The following is a 19,278-nucleotide window of genomic DNA, read 5'->3' on the forward strand; positions in this document are numbered from 1 at the left end:
TTGGCAATCTTCAAAAAAGTCCTCCTGCCGGGCGGTATTTATGACCTGCTTCACGGCCACTTTTCCCCTCTGCAATTAAAGTTCGTGCACCGGGCAGACCCTGTGCGGCGGCAGTGCCTGAGGGTGCTGTCAAGGATTTTGTAAACAGAAAAGCGGCGGCTAATAAGTGACGATGATGTCGGAAGTAATTAGGCAAACCTCTCGGAAGTACTCTTTAGCTGGTTTTATTTTAGCCAGTATGTTCTTCCTGTTTGTAGCGAGCAACGCCTCGGCTACTGAAGAATGCCCCGTAAACTTCTTGCCGGATGTTGTAGAAATCGCCAACGATAGTCACTGTGAATTATGTGGAACGGGTACAGTTCGTGTAAGGCTTCGAAACCCCACTGATGAGCCGTTACGAGATCTTGCTTTGAATGTAGATCTCAATAACCCACGTCTCGAATATGCTGGTAATTTACGTATATCCGGTAGTGCTAGCTTAACCTCCATACCAAGTGATGGTGACAATAACCCTTACTTTTCTTTTTCTGATTTACCAGCCTCACCTCGAGATCCCATTTTTTTGGGCAGACGATGCGATAATTCCAATGTATTTGATAATGATTGTGAGTTTGTAGAGCTGAGCTTTGATGTACGTAGCCGCCCTGGGGAGGAAGAAAACCTTGCAGAGCAAAACTTAAGATTGGACATAACTGCTCTTGCTCAATATTCGGCTTGTGGTAGAACAACGATTCAGCAGCAGAGTCACAATCGCACTCTAGATATTGAGCAGCCGACCCCAACTCTTAGTAAATCGGTAAGAACATTTGATACCGGTACGGGTGCATTGATTCCAAGGTTTGGTGATTCCACAGCCTATGGGCATATAGAGGATGGAGTTCTGTGGGAAGTCACTATTGATAGTGGGGCTCGAGCATTAAGTTATGTAAAGTTTGAGGACTTGCTGAGTCCTGTAGATGGTGCAACAGATTTAGAGTATGCATGTTTTTCACAAGCAGATGCGATTAACTCTGTCATTGCGGGTAGCCGTCAAGGTAATTGTGCCTCGATTGCTAGTGTGAATAATGAATTGATCGGGGGTAATGCTGGAGGCTTACAATTCCCATTGGGCACCATTAATGGGGCCGTGTCTATCTACTTTTCTGGGAAAATGGATAGTTCTTGTAATAGCGCTCGACAAATCAATGTAGTTAGAAATCTCGAATGGGGTTGTAGCTCTCCCATAGGTGGAATTACCCATGCTTGGGGAGAGGGGCCCCCATCATCTAAAGTTGCTAACCTGTTTGGGACCCAAAACCAGGGAGACTTAGAGGTTAACACTACTATACGAAATGCACAGGGGATAGCAGGCAGGGCAGGCTCTCGTGCCAATATTACCGTTCGTGTAGAAAATAATACTGGTCATACAGTAAGTGGTCTACGACTGCTTAATACTCTACCTTCCCAGTATATTATGGATCCAACACATCCTGTAGAGGTTGTTGGTCGACGAGGAGGTGGGGGTAATAACTATCCTGGCAGAATTAACTTTGGCGGGGCTGGTGTTACTTGGGAAAACCCAGTGGCAGTTGATGCTAGTCAGTCTAACTTAGCAAAAGCAGAACTTAAAACACCTAATTTTTCATTAGAGGGAAATGGTGTCGCAAACAATGAAGGGTCTCAAGTAGACATTTTGCGACATGGGGATTGGGTTGAAGTTAGGTTTGGAGTTGTACTAATAGATCCAGCTGCTTTTGATCTTAAAACCAACCTTGATGAAGGTATCAATGAGCCTGATACCGGGTATAGGAAGACACTACAACATAAAGTAGAGGTTGAGTTTGATAACTATTGTTCTTTAAATAATGCAAAAATTACAGAGACTACCAATTTCGATGCTTGGCCAGAAGACCTGGATGTTGACATCCCTGCGGCTTTACATATTGTAAGAGATAATGGCACGACCGATCTCACTTTTGAAATTACAAATGAAGGTGGAGATCAAGCCGATAACTTCTTTGCTTATGTCTCTTTTGGGGCAACGATGAATGTTGTGGGTGTTCCCAATGGTTGTAGTAGTGCTACAGTTGCGAACCCTCCAGTTCACCCCAGTAGCACACATCCTTCTGGTGCCAACGTCAGGATGCCTATTTGGAAGCTGCCGCCGCCTGATAACAACACTGTACCCATTCCTAATAATGCAAGTGTCTACCTTTGCTCAATTGACAATGGGCTAGACATTTTAAAAGCCCAGAATGACAGTTCTGGGGATATAACATTTGTGGTTGAGAAAGATACAAGCAGTACAGGCTTGCAAGCTGATGATCTTACTTTTCGAGTAGATTTGATCGGGGAAATAACTCTTAATGATGGTACACCATTAATTTATCCTGCACCGGAAGCTGCTAATTCCGAAACCAATCCTGGGAAACAGCAAGCCAATAATTATTCGTTGGATGCTATGCGAGGAAAGGTACTTGGCTTCAATCTATTGAAACGTCATGTGCCAGGTAGTTGTAATGAATTGCCCAGCAGGGATTCTGGTGAGCCGGAAATATTAATTGGGGAAGAGTGTGACTTTGAGATATATGCTGGTGGTTGGTTTGGATTTGAGACACCAGGCTACAACTTAATTGCTGTTGGTGGCATTGATATCGCAGATGATACACCCGGGGTCCATAACGGACGTGACGGTTATCAAGGGTATATCTCCCATAGCCAGCTTGCTTCTTGTGCGGATGCTACCTTCCCTGACCCATCCAGGACAGACTGTAGTACTACTATCACTAATTTTACCAGTATGCCGGGCACATTGCTTTCAGATGCAGGCTTACACTGGGATGTGAGCGATGGTGGCACTTATGCTGTAGATAAACGTGGGCAGTGGTTCCTTGCGGACATGACTACCCGCTTGCTCAATAAAGATGAGGATAAAGTCTCAGGCCCTACCACTCATGGTGATACGAGTATTGACTATGGCCGGGCTCGTTTCACTGCTTTTTTTAAGACTACTGTGGATGGCACCGGCACCCCAACAACTCAACAAATAACCATTGATAATTATTCCTGCACAAAAGGAAATAGTTGTAATACAGAATATCCAGGCTATCCACAATGGCAAGACTGGACTGCAGAGCTTACAGTAACTGAGCCAAACCTTAATATCTCTAAAAAGGTCTGTAATTTTAGTCAGGCTGGAGGAAATATTAATAGCTGTAACTGGGTGGATTCGGTGTCTGGTAGCAAGTTTGATGACTTTGTCTACCGAATAACTGTAGAAAATAATCAAGACAGCGGTCCAAGTGCTGCCCCAGCATATGATGTCGTAATTACCGACGAGCTGGAGAGTGCACAAATGTGTGTTTGGCCATTTGCATTAGATGGTTTAAATAATACTCCTGAGGGCGACTTTGGTCTTGTGGGCACTTTGGTTGGTCGAAATGATTATGACTACGACCCTAATGATCCCGAGGCCTCCCCACACTGTTTGGAAAATGGAAGCCAGGCTTTCTTAACTTTTTCCTATGATCATTCAACAGCATTAAAACAAATTGACGATAAAGATAGTGTTAATCTTTACTATCGTGTGAGCCCACACCGTACAGTGGTTCCTAATCAGTCGTTTAAAAATACGGCCTCTATTTTTCGTTACGACAGTCTAAAAGGGCTGGCGGGTGCGCAAAGTAACCCAGTTATTGATAATAATAACCACCCTGGCACAGATGGAAAAGTTCCACCACGTACAGCCACTCCGGCGCTTGGTGGTGCTCGTATCTATTGTGTTGATGGGAGTGGCTATTGCGGTTCTGATGATGCGACTATGACCATCATTGATGTTAAAACCGAACCGAAAGAAATTATTTCACTCTCCCTGAGCGACCCAAAAAATAATAACGTGGTTGTTGGCGAAGAAATCCGATATCAGCTGACGGGTAAGGTGCCTGCTTCCCGATTAATTGATTTTACTTTCCGTGATGATCTTCCCGAGGGGTTAAGTTGTATTGAGGCGGTATCGCTGGATTTAACATCCATTCCGGGTACCACATGGTTTACTGGTGGTGGAGCAACAACCCCTCAAATCGATTGTAACGATGACTTTGTTGAGTGGCGTTATGGCGATCAGCATCTATTGTCTTTTGACCGTGGAGCCTATCCTGACGGTTTGGTACCTGTCGAACTAACATTTATCGCGCGAGTGGAGAACAATAAATATACACCTCATGCCGCTACTTTAGTTAATCCTAATGTTAGTGGCGTAGCGCAAATGACTTATAGACCTGCGATTGGAGCTACCCCGGTAGCAACTACTTTTGATCCACATACAATTAATGTAACGGGTCCGAGGATACAGCTGAACAAATCGTTCGCAGTAACTAACAGCGATGCGGATGATATTCTCACAGTAACTGTCACTGCAGAAAATATCGGTACCGCCGCCGCCTATAACCTACAGGTACTCGATGACCTTACCGGCTCCAAGTTGGTTTATATCGGCAATATTGGAGGTAATGATCCACCCCAAAATGTCGATATCACTTCCGTGGGTGCTAATGCACCGATCTTTAGCTGGAATCGCAGTAATGCGGATTACAGCATCGCCGTGGGCGCTACCAAGTCATTCACCTTTGATGTGCGGGTAGAGCAGGGTGTAGAGCCCCATGATATTCTGGATAACACCATTCAGGCCCGCTGGCAGTCCCTGCCGGGCAAAGATATTTCATTGAATAGCAGTAAGACTATTGGCAATGATGGAGCTGCTGACGGTATGCGTATCGGCGTGCTACCCAATGGTGGCGACGCTATTAATGATTATGAAACCAATGCCAGTGCCCAGACAGAAGTCTTGCCGCTACAGATAAACAAAACCGATTTACAGTCCGCTGTAGTTCCCACCATTGGTGCTCATAAAAAATTCCAGCTGGAAATCCGCTTGCCAGAAGGTATCAGCCAAAATGTAGCGGTTACCGATCAGCTCGGCAGCCCGGAAGGCTATGTGCTTAGCCATAATGCCGATTTCGATATTACTTATGATTTTGTCGGTATCGAAACCATTAACGGCGCAGCGCCATCTGAAACAGCATTCAATAGTTTCCCCGCAGATAATACTGCCGGCAATGCCACCTGGAATATTGGCACCGTGGATACTGCCAGTGAAAATGACACGGTTGGCGGTACTATTGAACCACTGATTCGTATTACCTACTTTGCCCGTATCGCCAATGATTTGGCTACAAATAATGGCGATTCCCGTCGCAATGGTGCCACCCTGTCTTACCGCAATGGCGAAACCGGAGCCGGGGAAAATCTCAATGACAACACCGCTGCGGTTACCGTGGTAGAGCCTTTGCTAGCGGTCAGTAAAACCGTCAGTAATGCGACCAACCCCGGCAATTTGCCTGTGGGTGGTGATGTACTGGAGTACGAAATTACCGTGGCCCACGATGGTGGCTCCACAGCAGCTGCTTACGACTTAAATCTGGTGGATACACTACCTTCGGAATTGCGCCTGGAGAGCAGTTTCACCCCAACGGCACTAATTAATGGTGGTGCTGTGGCAGGTTTTGTCTCAACACCGGCGGCAGCGCCCAATGGCCCCTTGATTTGGGGGCGGGAGAACGGTGATAACAGTCTGGACCTGCAGTTGGGTGAAACTCTGGTGATTACCTACCGCACTCAGGTGAATGGGGTATTTGGTTCTCCCATTAGCAATAGTGTGATGTTGGATTGGACCTCTCTCGACAACAGCAGTACAAATGATCAGGCCTATGAACGCGATGGTGCTGGCTGCCCAAGCATTTCGGCACCGGATGATTACTGTGTGGGCCCGGCCAGCGCCAGTATCGACACGGTGGATAACACCACTATTTCCAAGACAGTCATTGCGGATTCCGATAGCGCCACTCCAGTGGGTACGGTACGGGTTGGTGACACTGTTACCTATCAGCTGGTTCTGAATCTGCAGGCGGGCACCACACCGGCGGTAACCGTTACCGATATGCTGCCGAGCGGATTGGAGTTTGATTCCATTGTCAGCGTGAACGGTGATACCACCGCGCCCTACGATGACAACTTGAATGATTACACCTATGCGGCGATTGCCGTGCCTGGCGCCGGGGATACTGGTACCGTGACCTGGAATCTGGGCGATATCCTCAGTAACTTCGGTAATACCAATCAATTTATTATTGAGTACACCGCCAAGGTACAAACCGGCGCGGGCATTGCGGTGCCCACTGCCACCCTCACCAATACTGCGCAACTGAATTACACCGGTGCCGCCAGCACATTGCAGGACAGCGCCAGTATTACAGTACTGCAGCCGCGCCTTGCGAATCTGACTAAAACCGATGCCAACTGGCCCAGTTCCCATATGAATGTGGATCCGGCCAATGATGTGATGCAGTTTACTTTACAAGCCTGTAACACTGGCTTGGCTCCAGCGTACGATCTGTCTTTGACCGATGATCTGGCGACGCAGATGGAGCAAAGTTCCATCGCCAATTTACGGGTCTCCCTGGATGGCACAGTACTGGCTCAAGGTACTGATTACAGCTACACTGCACCGGTCAATCGCGGTGACGATATGCACTTTACTTTACAGGTGCCTATCGACGCTGGTGCCTGCTTGGATGTTTATTATGAAATTGGCTTTTATACTGATATCGGCGGCGGTGAAAACTGGGTAAACACTTTTACAGCAAATGAATTCTGGTCACTGCCCAGCAAGAGCGGTGAACAGTATGCTGCAGTTCCCCTGGCAACGCCTTACCCGATGGGTACTGTTGCCACTACGGTAACGCCTCCGCAGAAAACGCTGCTTACTGCCCCCACAGCGGCAGTGGGTGAGGAAGTGATATACCGCATTCAAGTACCGGGTAGCGCCACTACTGCGGCGATTCACGATTTGGTGATTACCGATGTGCTCGACCCCAGCCTGACACTGGTGCAGCTGCAGGAAATTAATGGCCGCGCATTTACCGATAACACCAGCAGTAACAATATTGCCCTGGCTGTTGACATGCTTCCGGCCGGCGAAGTGGCAATTTTTGAAGTGCGCGCACGGGTTGCCAATAATGCAACCGCGCAAGCGGGGCACAACTTTGCCAATCAAGCCAGTTATACCTTTGCCGCCACCAAAGGTGGGGCTGCACAGGGCGGCGGTGTCGGCACTGCGCCGGTGTTTACTATTGTGGAGCCGGATTTATCCGCAACCAATACGGTGGTCAACCAGACCAGCCCCGGTAATGACCCCGATGCGGGCGATATTCTGCGCTTTACCCTGGACCTAGCCGCTGCGGGCAGCCCGGAGAATTCCGCCGCTTTCGATTTGGCTATCCTTGAGCAGCTCTCTCTGGGGCTGCAATTCGTACCGGGCAGTGTCACCTTTGCAGGTGCCGCCCAGGCCGACCCCACGGTAACCGGCGATGGTGTTAATACTGCGCAAACTCTCGAGTGGAGCCGTGCCAACAGTGATCTGGATATCTCTGCCGGTAATAACAGCCTGTTGGTATTCGATGCTCTGGTACTGGATGAAGTGCTGGCAGCAGCCACACTTTCCACCACTGCGCGCATCGAGTGGACCAGTCTGGATGAAGATAACAGCAGTCCCCATGAGCGCAATGGTGCTGACGGTGTCGGCGGTTTAAATGATTATGTACTGGAAAATATTGCCGCACAGCTGACCGCCGCCAATGACAGCGTACTGAGCAAAACCCGTGTTGACGATAGTTACGGTAGCACTGATGTGCAGTTGCGTATCGGCGATCTGGTGGAATACGAGCTGCGTCTGGCCCTGCCAGAAGGTACAGCACCGAAGGCGCAGATTGTCGATACTTTGCCGCAGGGCATGGTCTTTGCCGGCACGGTGTCGATCAATGGCGATAGTAATGCACCTTTCGCGGCTGTGGCACCTTTCCTCCATAACGATATCGCCGAGCCGGTGCAGGCTGGTGACCCGGCCGCGGGCCCGACCACACTGAGTTGGAATATTGCTGATTTGCGCAACCAAGGCGATAACAACGCAGCTAATGATGAATTTGTGCTGCGCTATCGCGCGCGGGTATTAAACCGCGATGTGCACCCATGGCCAGCCAACAATACTGCACTCACTAATAATGTTGTTTTCAGCTTCGATGCCGCTACCGGTAATGAAACACGCAATGACAGTGAAACTCTGGATCTGCTACAGCCAGACCTGGCAATAGCAATCAGTGCGAATCCTGCTGGGGGTACCACTCTCTCCGCCGGTGATAGGGTCGATTACACCATTACGATTACCAATAATGGTTCTGCGCCCGCCTATGATCCGCTCTTTAAAGACTTGATTCCCCTCGGCCTGCGCCAGGCTGGTATCAATGTGCAGTCAGTAACTGTTAATGGCGCTACTGCAACGGCTGTTGCTCCAACTTTCGACAGCAGCACTGGCGCAGCGGTTTGGGATTTCTCCGCGGGTACCGGTTACGCCATTAACCCGGGCCAGACTTTACAAATGGTGTACCGCGTTCAGGCGGATGCTAATTTGGGCGCGGGCCTTAATCTGCAAAATGCCGCTTATGTGGAGATTTATTACTCTCTGGATGGCGACAATCTGCCTTCTCTCGGTACGTCGGCCGTGACTGCGGATATGCGCGAAGACTACGGCCCCACAGCCCCGGTGAGTGTGCAGTTTAATACTCCCAATGCCGCGCCGCTTTTCATTGAAAATACTCAGCCCACGGCTTCTATTGGCGAGCCGTTCAATTACCGCATTACTATTCCGCAAACGCCGCAGCCAGCAGCCCTGCACGATGTTAGCGTGTTGATTGACCTCAGTGCTTCCGCGGCGGATTTGGAATTTATTGGTGCGGCCAAGGTTTCCGGTAAAAATGCATTTACTCCGCAAAATACCGGTTCCGCTTCTGCACTGGTGATTGCCGATACTACCAACGGCATCGATGTGCCCGCAGGTGAGCAGGTGGTTATTGATGTAACGCTGCGCTTGCGCGACAGCAATCCACCCAATGTGGATGGCTTCATGTTTAGCAACAGCGCCAGTTACAGCTACAACTACGATAATGACAACCCGGCCATGGGGCAGGGTGCTGGTGCGGGTAATACCACCTTGGATATGCAGGTGGTAGAACCCACGGCGATTACCCTGACAAAAACCGGCCCGGCCAGTTTGCAGTCCGGTTTACCTGGCACCTTTACTTTGGACTTACACAATATTGGTACCGGCCCAGCCTGGGATATCAGCGTGACCGATATCCTGCCGGACAATAATCCCGGTGGCATGTGTGAAACCGCACCAAATAATTTTGCTGCACAAATCACCGATGCGGCCGGTACTGCGATTGCCACCCTGAGTGAAGGTACCGATTTTAATACGGCCTTTGATGCAGCCAGTTGTACTCTTACCATCACATCAATTGGTGCTGGGGCAATGTTGGCTGCGGATCACCATCTGCTGCTAAGTTACGACGCTACTCTGGATGCAGATACCCGCGATGGCGATACGCTCACCAATATTGCCGGGGTAACGCTGTGGCATAGTTGGGATAGCAGTGCGCCTGAAGCGCGTCAGTACACCCGTCCGGCGCCTACCGATGGTACACCTGGCGTGCTCGATCATGAGGATGCCTATACCCTAAGTGCTTCAGTACCCAAGGTAACTTTCTACAAGACTGTCGAGAATGTTACTCGCGGACAAAATCCGGCTGCCACGGCCAGCCCTGCAGAAGTATTGCGCTACACCCTCACTTTGAAAAATATCAGCGGTGTGGATGTCAGTGGTATTGAGATTACTGATGACTTGGGCCGCCTAAACAGCTTGCCATTGTTCCAGTCGGGCTCCCTGCAACTGGTTACTGCTCCGGCGAGTAGCGATAGTAGCGGGACAGATGCTTCTGCTGGTACCCACGGCAGTGGCTTGTTGAAGGTGACCAATCTTGACCTGGCGGCAAGTGGCAGTGCGGGTGATTCCATTCAGTTGATCTATGAAGTAAGTCTCGCCTCTGTAATTGACAGCGGTACAACTGTGTTGAATCAGGCTCAGGTACAGTTGCCCGGTCAATTACTGAAAAACAGTGATGATCCCAATATTAACGGTACTGATGATCCTGACGCTGCGGGGGATGAAGATCCTACTCAGGTATTAATTGAATCTGAACCACTGCTGGTAATTCATAAAACCTCAGCAGATATGACCGGTGACCCGGACCTGCTGATGGTGGCGGATACCCTGCGCTATACCATTCGCGTGGAAAATACCGGTAACGAAAATATCGTTAACGGGATGTTGCGTGATCAGATCCCTGCGAACACTACTTATGTTGCTGGCTCCACCACCTTGAATGGTTCTGCGCTTACAGATGTAAGTGGCGCGTCGCCGCTTGAAGCGGGTATGAACATTAATACATCTGGCGAAGCCGATGGTTTTATTGCTGCAGCGGCAACTGGCGCTGTGCCTGTGATGGTTACCTTTGATGTCACCATTAATGACGTCAATGACGGCACTATTATTTCAAACCAAGGCTTTGTTAATGGCGAAGGTGCTGGTAGTGGCCCCTTCGATGAAGTCCCATCGGATGACCCCGCTACAGATGCCCCCAACGATCCAACAATAGATATTGTTGGCGATGTTCCCCTGCTGGTTGCTCATAAGACCGTGGCAATTGCGGTGGATAATATTTCCACGGGTATTGTCGACCCCGGTGATGTGCTGCGTTACACCATTGCGATTACCAATATGGGGGGGGTTGATGCGCTGCAGGTCGCACTCACTGACCAAGTGCCTGCAAATACCACTTATGTTGCCGGCAGTACCACCTTAAATGGTATCGCGGTTGCTGATAATGCCGGTGGTATGTCACTGCTGAATACTGCATTGCCGGTATCTTCTGATGACCTAACCCCACCGTTGCCAGGTGCCAACGAGGGGGTGATTACTTCTGCACAAACTGCCACCGTAACTTTTGATGTAATGGTGAATATGGATGCTGCCAGGGGTACGGTAATCAGTAACCAGGGCAGTGTTGCTGCAGAAGAACTGCCACAGGTACTCACTGATGCAGATGGCAATCCGGCCAATGGTGCCCAACCGACACTAGTGGTGGTGGGTGATGCACAGCTGCTTTCAATTGTAAAAGAAGTTGCCGTTGTCGGTGGTGGCGCAGCCGAAGCCGGAGCAGTGCTGGAATATCTGGTGACCATTGAAAATATCAGTGGTGTGCCGGCGACCATGGTAAATATTACTGATGACCTAATGGTTGCCGGCGATGGTGTCCTTACCTACGTTGCAGACTCTGCCATGCTCAATGGCCAAGTAGATGGGGTCAGCGTTGCCGGTACGGTAATTACTGCTGACTACTCCACAACTTATGGAGATTTGCTGCCGGGTGAAAGTGTGACATTGCGCTTCCAGGCAAAACTTTCCGACAGCCTGGAAATTGGCTACACCGTGGTGAATACCGCGGAAGTGCACTGGAATGATCCACCTTCAAGCAACCAGGCCAGTGTTGCTATCGATGTTGGTGGCACACCGGGAATCGCTAATTTGGCCGGTTACCTGTGGCACGATGTGAACTTCAATAATCAGGCCGATGCCGATGAACGCCTGCTGTTGAATTGGGCAGTGGATCTGTATTTCAACGGCGCATTGCTGGAAACTATCCAGACTGATGAAAATGGCTATTTCCATTTCCAGGGACTGGTACCCAACAATTATGGTGGTCTTAGTTACGAGATGCGCTACACCGCGCCGGATGCCAGCGAAAGTACCGCATCTCTGGGTAATCCGGTTTCCGATTTCACCAATGGTCCCCAGCGTATCAGTGAGATCTTTGTGGAGTCTGGTGCTAATCCGCAAGACTTAAACCTGCCGCTCACGCCAAACGGAGTTATTTACAACTCCATTCTGCGTGCTCCGATTACCGGCGCGACGCTGAGTATGCTGCGTGCCAGCTCAGGCCAGGAGTTGCCGGATCGTTGCTTCGATGATGAAAAGCAGCAGGGTCAGGTAACCCGTGCCGGTGGCTACTACAAGTTTGATATTAATTTCGATGATGCCGCCTGTCCGGCCAATGCGGACTACCTGATTCGAGTAGAACTGGCCGATGACAATTATGTCGGTGGTGAATCCCTGGTTATTCCAGCGCAGACCAATGAGGAGACTGCCGGATTCGATGTGGGCGCCTGCCTCGGCAGTAATGCAGATATGGTGCCGGGTACTGCGCAACACTGTGAGGTACAACTGTCCCCGGCTAATCCGCCGCTGGATATAGAGGCGCGTGATACCTTGACCAACTATTACCTGCGCCTGACTCTGGATAACAAACAAATTCCAGGGGATAGCCAGTTGTTCAATAACCATATCCCCCTGGACCCGAAATTAGAGGGGGCGCTCTCTATTACTAAAACTGCGGCCATGTTGAATGTGACCCGCAGCCAATTGGTGCCTTACACCATTACCTTCGGCAATAACCTGCCAGTACCGCTCACCGATTTGCAGCTGGTGGACTTCTTCCCCGCGGGCTTCAAATACGTGGCCGGCTCGGCGCGTCTCGATGGCGAACCGGTGGAACCGGAGATGAAGGGGTTACAGTTGATCTGGTCGGACCTGCGTGTAGAGGCGGATCAGACCCGCGAGTTGAAACTGCTACTCGTGGTAGGCTCCGGTGTGGGGGAGGGCAAGTATGTCAACCGTGCACGTATGTTCAACCAGCTCTCCGGGCAGACGGCGTCTGGTGAAGCCTCGGCGACCGTGCGTGTGGTACCGGACCCCACTTTCGACTGTACCGATGTGATCGGTAAGGTCTTCGACGATAAAAATATGAACGGCTACCAAGATGCCGGTGAAGGTGGGCTGGCCGGTGCGAGGGTCGTCAGTGCAACGGGTCTCAATGCCACTGCCGATGCCCACGGTCGATTCCATATCACCTGTGCGGTGGTGCCAAACCCCGATCGCGGTTCCAATTTTGTGCTCAAGCTCGACGACCGCAGTTTGCCAAGCGGCTATCGTCTCACCACAGAAAACCCGCGCGTGGTGCGTGCGACCCGAGGCAAGATGGTGAAGTTTAACTTCGGCGCCAGCCTGCACCGGGTAGTGCGCCTGGATATGGCCGAGGCGGTCTTCGAACCGACAACTACCGAGATGCGTCCCCAATGGCAGTCCCGTATTGAGCTGCTGCTGGAAAAACTCAGCGAAGCACCCTCGGTATTGCGCCTGTCCTACCTCGCGGAAAATGAAGACCCGGATTTGGTGGAAGAGCGTTTGCAAACGATCAAGGCGGATATTGCCGAGCAGTGGGCGCGTAGTTATGGCGACTACGAACTGACGATTGAAACGGAAGTGTTCTGGCGGCGTGGTGCGCCGCCCAGCAAAGGAGGGTGGCAGTAATGTCCTTTGCAGATGGCAATAAAAAGCGCAGTAACCTGGAGTGTTCGCACAGATCTGGCACAGCGCTTGTTGCGAAAAAAAACACTCACACATTTCGTCGGCGTGAGCGTTGCCTGGCCACAGCGATTACTTTGGCCTTGGCAATGCCTGTACACGCGCAGCAGAAAACTGACACCGAGGTAGCCGAACCCCTGGAAACCAGCTGGTGGCAGGTGTGGCAAAAAATTCCCGGACTGGCGCCAGAGGTAGAGAAGCCGCAGACGGAGTTTGAGGAAAAATCCATAGGCAGCAATACGGAAACGATGTTGCTGCGCGCCCCTTCCAATCAATGGCTTCAGAATGCGGGCACTTTTATTGCCCCTCCCGAGCCGATTGTGGTGGAAGACTTTATCGAGCCATTACAGTTTTTCGCTGTGGCTGATGAAGTTTCTCCTGAGGCCATCGCGTTATTGCGTGAAAAGCTGGATGAGCTGGGAGAAACGCCCAATTTCCAATTGCATTTTATTGGTCACACCGATTCGGACCCGATGCAAAAAGAATTCGTTACGGATTACGTAAGTAAGGAAGAATTTACCCTTGCTCGCGCTCAATTCGTGGCAGATTTTTTCCAGCAGGCTTTGGAACTGCCGGAAGAGATGATCGCGGTGGAAAGCCGTGGTGACGCAGAGCCCATTGCCGACAATATCACTACTGCCGGACGCGAACTGAACCGTCGCGTGCAAGTGCAGGTGAGTTACGATGCTCTGGATGCAGAGGCTATGGCAGCCCGTGCCCGCGCTGAAGCCCTGACACTTAACCGGGTCAAAGTGTGTCGCCAGGAAACGGTTTGTAGATTGAATTATACCGCTGGCACTGAACAGCGCGCGCGCTTAAAAAACCTGGTTAATCCTTTGCGCTGGCAGCCGGGGCAGGCGAATTTACCCGAGGCGTTCTTACGGCGTATCCGCGAAGTGCGCACAAATCTGGCCAACAAAAATAATCTGGTGATTCATTTTGTTGGTCATACCGATGCGTTGCCTCTGCAAATTGGTGAAAGCTCTGAGCAGCAACAGAATGCCTATCAGGAAAAGTCACATAGCGAAGCCCGACGTGTTGCTCTGGCGGTGCGCGATGCCCTGGGCCTACCGGACACGATGATAACCAGCAGCGGCAAGGGCGCCAGTCAGCCCATAGCCGCCAATGACACACCCAAGGGGCGCACCCTAAACCGCCGTGTGGAAGTGGAGTTCTGGTACGACGATCCCCTCGAAGTGGCGGTGGATGGCGTGCAGGCCTGCCCGGAAGCGGCAGCCGCGGAAACCATTACCATTGCTCACCAATCCCTGCGTGGCGATATAGCGCCTATTCGTTTCGATAATGGCGATCCGATTATTACCCAGGCGCAGCTGACTCAAATTCGCGCTGCCATGGGGGAAATTTCGAGCAAAGCCAATGTACGCCTGAGCTTTATTGGCTATAGCGAAAACAAGCGCATGGACCGCCGGGAAGCCATGGTCTACGGCGATGATGTTGGGCTCTCTGGTGCACGCGCGCGCCGTGCGATGGAGCAGGTAAAAGAGCTTCTCAGCCTCGAAGACTCCCAAGTGGAATTTGAAGGGCGCGGTTATGTGCAGTCCGACGATGTAGTGGCCAACGGTTTCACCCTGGATGAAGGCGCGAGGGTTGAAGTGCAGGTGCTCTACGATGAGCTGGCGATTCTGGCGGAGAGCGACCGCCTGGAGATCGAGCGTATTAACCGCGAAGCCATCGCTAACAACCCCTATTCACTGAATTTAATGCGTATTACTGTGGATGGCAGCCCCGAATACGATCCCTATAAAAACTCTGCCGATCTGCAGCGCTGTACCGATGTGGCGCTGGATAATGCGAATATCCAGTTCCGCTTCGATAACAAAAAAATGCAGCCGCGTCTGAATATTTCAGCCTGGCCCAATACCATTCGCTATGCGGATAACCCGGATACCGAGCACAGCGAGAACCGCGTGGTTTTCCGCAGCTACACCAACTATCCCAGTTTTATTGAGCGGGCCGAGGTACGCCTGTTTGAAGAAGGACAGTCCCTGAGAGACACGCCGCTTGACATAGTCCCGCTGGCTGCCGGAGAAGGGGAGTGGTTTGCAGAATTTACCCATTTCCAGGCACCGCTAAAAAAACTGCACTATGTCTTGCGGGTGTACGATAAAAAAGGCCGCTTCGATGAAACTGCCGAACAGACTCTGTGGCTGGTGGATAAGATTGAAGAGTCAACGAAAGAGGTAAACGTTTCTCAGGAATTATTGGTTGGCTACGGTGAAAATCGCCTAGCGCGAAGAAATATTCCTCTAGATGGCAACAGTGTGCTGGTGAACGGTGCCGAGGTACCGCCAGGGCACACTGTGTGGCTGGCGGGCAACCCGGTACCGGTCAACGAACAGGGCCAGTTTGTCGCCGAACAAATTTTCGACCCCGGTATGCACACCGTGGAAGTGGCGGTTCTGGATCAAGAGGGCAATGGCGAATTGTTCCTGCGCGATCTGGAATTTGCCAAAAACGATTGGTTTACCGTGGGTATTGCCGATCTCACGATTGGCTATGACAAAACCAACGGCCCAGCGGCGCTGGTTACCGGCGATGAAACCCACTACGACAATTCTGTTAGCTACGATGGCCGCCTGGCGTTTTATACCAGCGGTGGTTTCGGTGAGGGCTGGCGCCTCTCTGCCAGTGCGGATACGGAAGAGGGGCCGGTGGATGATTTATTTTCCAACTTTATGGAAAAAACGCCCGATGCCCTGTTCCGCCGTTTAGATAGTGATCTTTATTATCCCACCTTTGGTGATGACTCCACCGTAGTGGAGGACGCACCCACCTCCGGCAAGTTTTATGTGAAGTTGTCCAAGTACGACGACTACGGCTTGTGGGGTAATTTCAAAGCGACCTATGCCGATAACGAATTGGCGCAAATAGACCGTGCACTCTATGGTGCCAACGGCCACTTCGAAAGTGATTCCATGACCAGCTTCGGGGAAAAACGCTTTCAGGTGGATGCCTTTGGTGCGGAGCCAGGCACTATTGCCGGGCGCGATGAGTATCGTGGAACCGGCGGCTCCCTATATTTCATGCGTCATCAGGATATTCTAAACGGCTCCGAACGCCTGCGGGTTGAAGTTCGGGATAAAGACTCCGGTTTGGTACTGGCCGTAAAAAACCTTTCCCCGGTGATCGATTACGATATCGATTACATTCAAGGCCGCGTACTGCTGAACAAGCCCTTGTCTACCCTGGCTAACGATAATCTGTTAATCCAGGATGGCTCTTATAACGGTAACCCTCAGTATCTGGTAGCCCGCTACGAATACACCCCCGGCTTTGAAGAGATGGATACCCTTGCCTTTGGTGGCCGCGCCCATTACTGGTTTGGAGATCACGTAAAGCTGGGGCTCAGTGCTACCCAACAGGATGAGGACGATAACGAAACTGCGCTGCAAGGCTTTGACTTAACGTTACGTAAAACGGCAGGCAGCTGGTTGAAAGTGGAAGTGGCCAACAGTGAAGGCGGTAATCTCGATAGTACCAATTCCCTGGATGGTGGCTTTACTTTTGATAGCGGTCAAACTTTTGATCCTGAGGCTAGCGCTGCTGCCAACAAAATTGAAGCTAGCCTGCAGCTGGGTGATTTCTTCGAAAGCCTACGCGGCTCCGGTAATTTCTACCACCAGCAACGGGAAGCGGGCTTTTCTGGCCCCGGTCAATTTGCCCGCGGTGAAACCACCCAGTTTGGAGCGGGGATCAACCTACCTCTCGGTGAAAGTTTCGATGTGGGCTTGAAAGCGGATAGTAAAGAAGAGGAATTCGGCCTGCACACCAGTGCAACGGATTTCATGCTCGGCTACCGCCTCAACGATCACTGGCATCTCAGTTCCGGTGTGCGCAGCGATAGCCGCGAAGATTTCTCCCAAGTTGTGGCGGCCACCCAGACCCAGGGCGACCGCACTGATATGGCAGTGGAGGCCAGTTATGATTCTGGCGAAAATTGGAGTGCTTTCGGCTTTGTGCAGGGTACCGTAGAGGTGACCGGCACTCGTGAGGAAAACAATCGTTTCGGTGTCGGCGGTGCCTACCGGGTGAGCGACAGACTCACCATGGATAGTGAGGTTTCCAGCGGTGATACCGGCATGGGCGCGCGATTGGGCACTGACTTCCTGGTGAGCGACAGAACCAGCGTATACCTGAATTACACCCTCGATAACGAGCGCAGCGATACCGGCGTACGTGCCCGCAAAGGCAATATGAGTACCGGCTTCCGCAGCCGTTATTCCGATACCCTGAGCATGTATGGTGAGGAGCGCTACAGCCACGGCGATGTCTCCACCGGCCTGACGCATGCCTTGGGTATGGACCTGGCACCCAACGACCGCTGGACATACGGCACCACGGTAGAGGCGGGCACCCTGGAAGACCCACGCACCGGTGCCAAAACCGAGCGCAACGCTTTGGGGCTCAATATGGGCTATAGCCTGGATGCGATCCGTTTGGCCTCGGCGGTAGAATACCGTACCGATGCCATGGAAACCGCAGTGGATGAAAACACCGTGCTGGAATCCGAGCGCGATACCTGGCTGTTGAAGAACACCCTGAGCTATCAGCTCAACCCAGACTGGCGCTTGGTTGGCAAATTCAATTACTCCGATAGCAAAAGTTCCCAGGGCGAGTTTTATGATGGCAAATTTACTGAAGCGGTAATGGGCTACGCCTACCGCCCGGTGAATCACGATCGCCTCAACACGCTATTGAAATACACCTATTTCTATAACGTGCCCACCAAAGATCAGGTAACCGTAGAAAACACCTCGGCTGAATTTATTCAAAAGAGCCATATTTTCTCCGTGGATGCCAGCTACGATCTCACCCAGCGCTGGACCCTGGGAGGCAAATACGCCTACCGCCTTGGCCAGCTAAGCCTGGATAGAGAAGACCCGGAATTCTTTGACAGCCGTGCTAGCCTCTATGTACTGCGCGCAGACTGGCATTTTGTAAAACGCTGGGATCTCCTCATCGAAGGGCGCCTGCTCGATTTACCCGACGCACAGGACAGCAAGAGCGGTGCATTAATTGGCCTATATCGCCATATCGGTGATCACCTCAAGCTGGGGGTGGGCTACAACTTTACGGATTTCTCTGATGATCTTACTCAGCTGGATTACGACAGCCAGGGATTGTTTGTGAATATTGTTGGGAAGTTGTGAGCGTTGATTGTGTGGCCCGGCGGGAGCCTGGCTTCAATGACGCCTCTCAACTTTTCGACTTTAGCTGAACAGCCATCCTAAATGTAGCCGCCTACCAAGCAGTTTACCCCTATGAATAGAAATTGATGACATCTTGTTAACTCAAAATTAACATATAGTATTTGTCACAAGTTTTGTGATTTAATTCAATAGCCTTAAATAACCGTTTTACACTATGCCAATTAAAAACTATCGATATTGCTCCTCGCATAAAAGAGTGCTTCCCTCTATGTCTAAGATTTTCAAATTTTTTAAATATATTTCCTAAAGTTCCATCCAAAAAATACATTTCAAGTTTTAGGCGAAGCTAAATGAGTGCTCTTCAGCGGGAGCATGTAAGACCAAGCTTAAATGGTAGTTGGTTTGGAGAAATTAGATTGAGCAACCCATAAGTATTTTGTTCTGCCTAGAAGCCACTTCGTAACGATTTTTGAAGTAATTAACATGCATGCATTATACAAAAATCCTCAATAAGAGGAGTAGTGGCGGTTCTAACTAATGACTAAGGGGTAGCAATTTGCGAGTCATGTGAAAGTACGCTCTACTCTCCATTGCGGATCATGTCCTCCGAACCTTCTTCCATCTCGCCTTGAAGCTTTCCTACAATTTATTTTGTATAGGCATATAATATAAATTCCGTTACTCGGCAAGCCATCTCGA

General features: G+C 50.8%; 2 protein-coding genes. Both read left to right on the plus strand.

Annotated features, from left to right (window positions below):
* Positions 1-175: 175 nt before the first annotated feature.
* Positions 176-13,354, plus strand: coding sequence for an isopeptide-forming domain-containing fimbrial protein (locus ACJJIV_RS18990; RefSeq protein ID WP_444889967.1), 13,179 nt, complete (start codon positions 176-178; stop codon positions 13,352-13,354).
* On the plus strand, positions 13,354-18,579 hold the full coding sequence (locus ACJJIV_RS18995) for an OmpA family protein (RefSeq protein WP_444889968.1): 5,226 nt from the start codon (positions 13,354-13,356) through the stop codon (positions 18,577-18,579). Before ACJJIV_RS18990 ends, ACJJIV_RS18995 begins: the two co-directional genes overlap by 1 nt.
* Positions 18,580-19,278 lie beyond the last annotated feature (699 nt).

Source organism: Microbulbifer mixtoriginis (SeqCode), from assembly GCF_052466765.1.

Bases quoted from the DNA above. Each gene is read 5' to 3' on its own strand.
- ACJJIV_RS18990 (WP_444889967.1), top strand. From the start codon at position 176: ATGTCGGAAGTAATTAGGCAAACCTCTCGGAAGTACTCTTTAGCTGGT.
- ACJJIV_RS18995 (WP_444889968.1), top strand. From the start codon at position 13,354: ATGTCCTTTGCAGATGGCAATAAAAAGCGCAGTAACCTGGAGTGTTCG.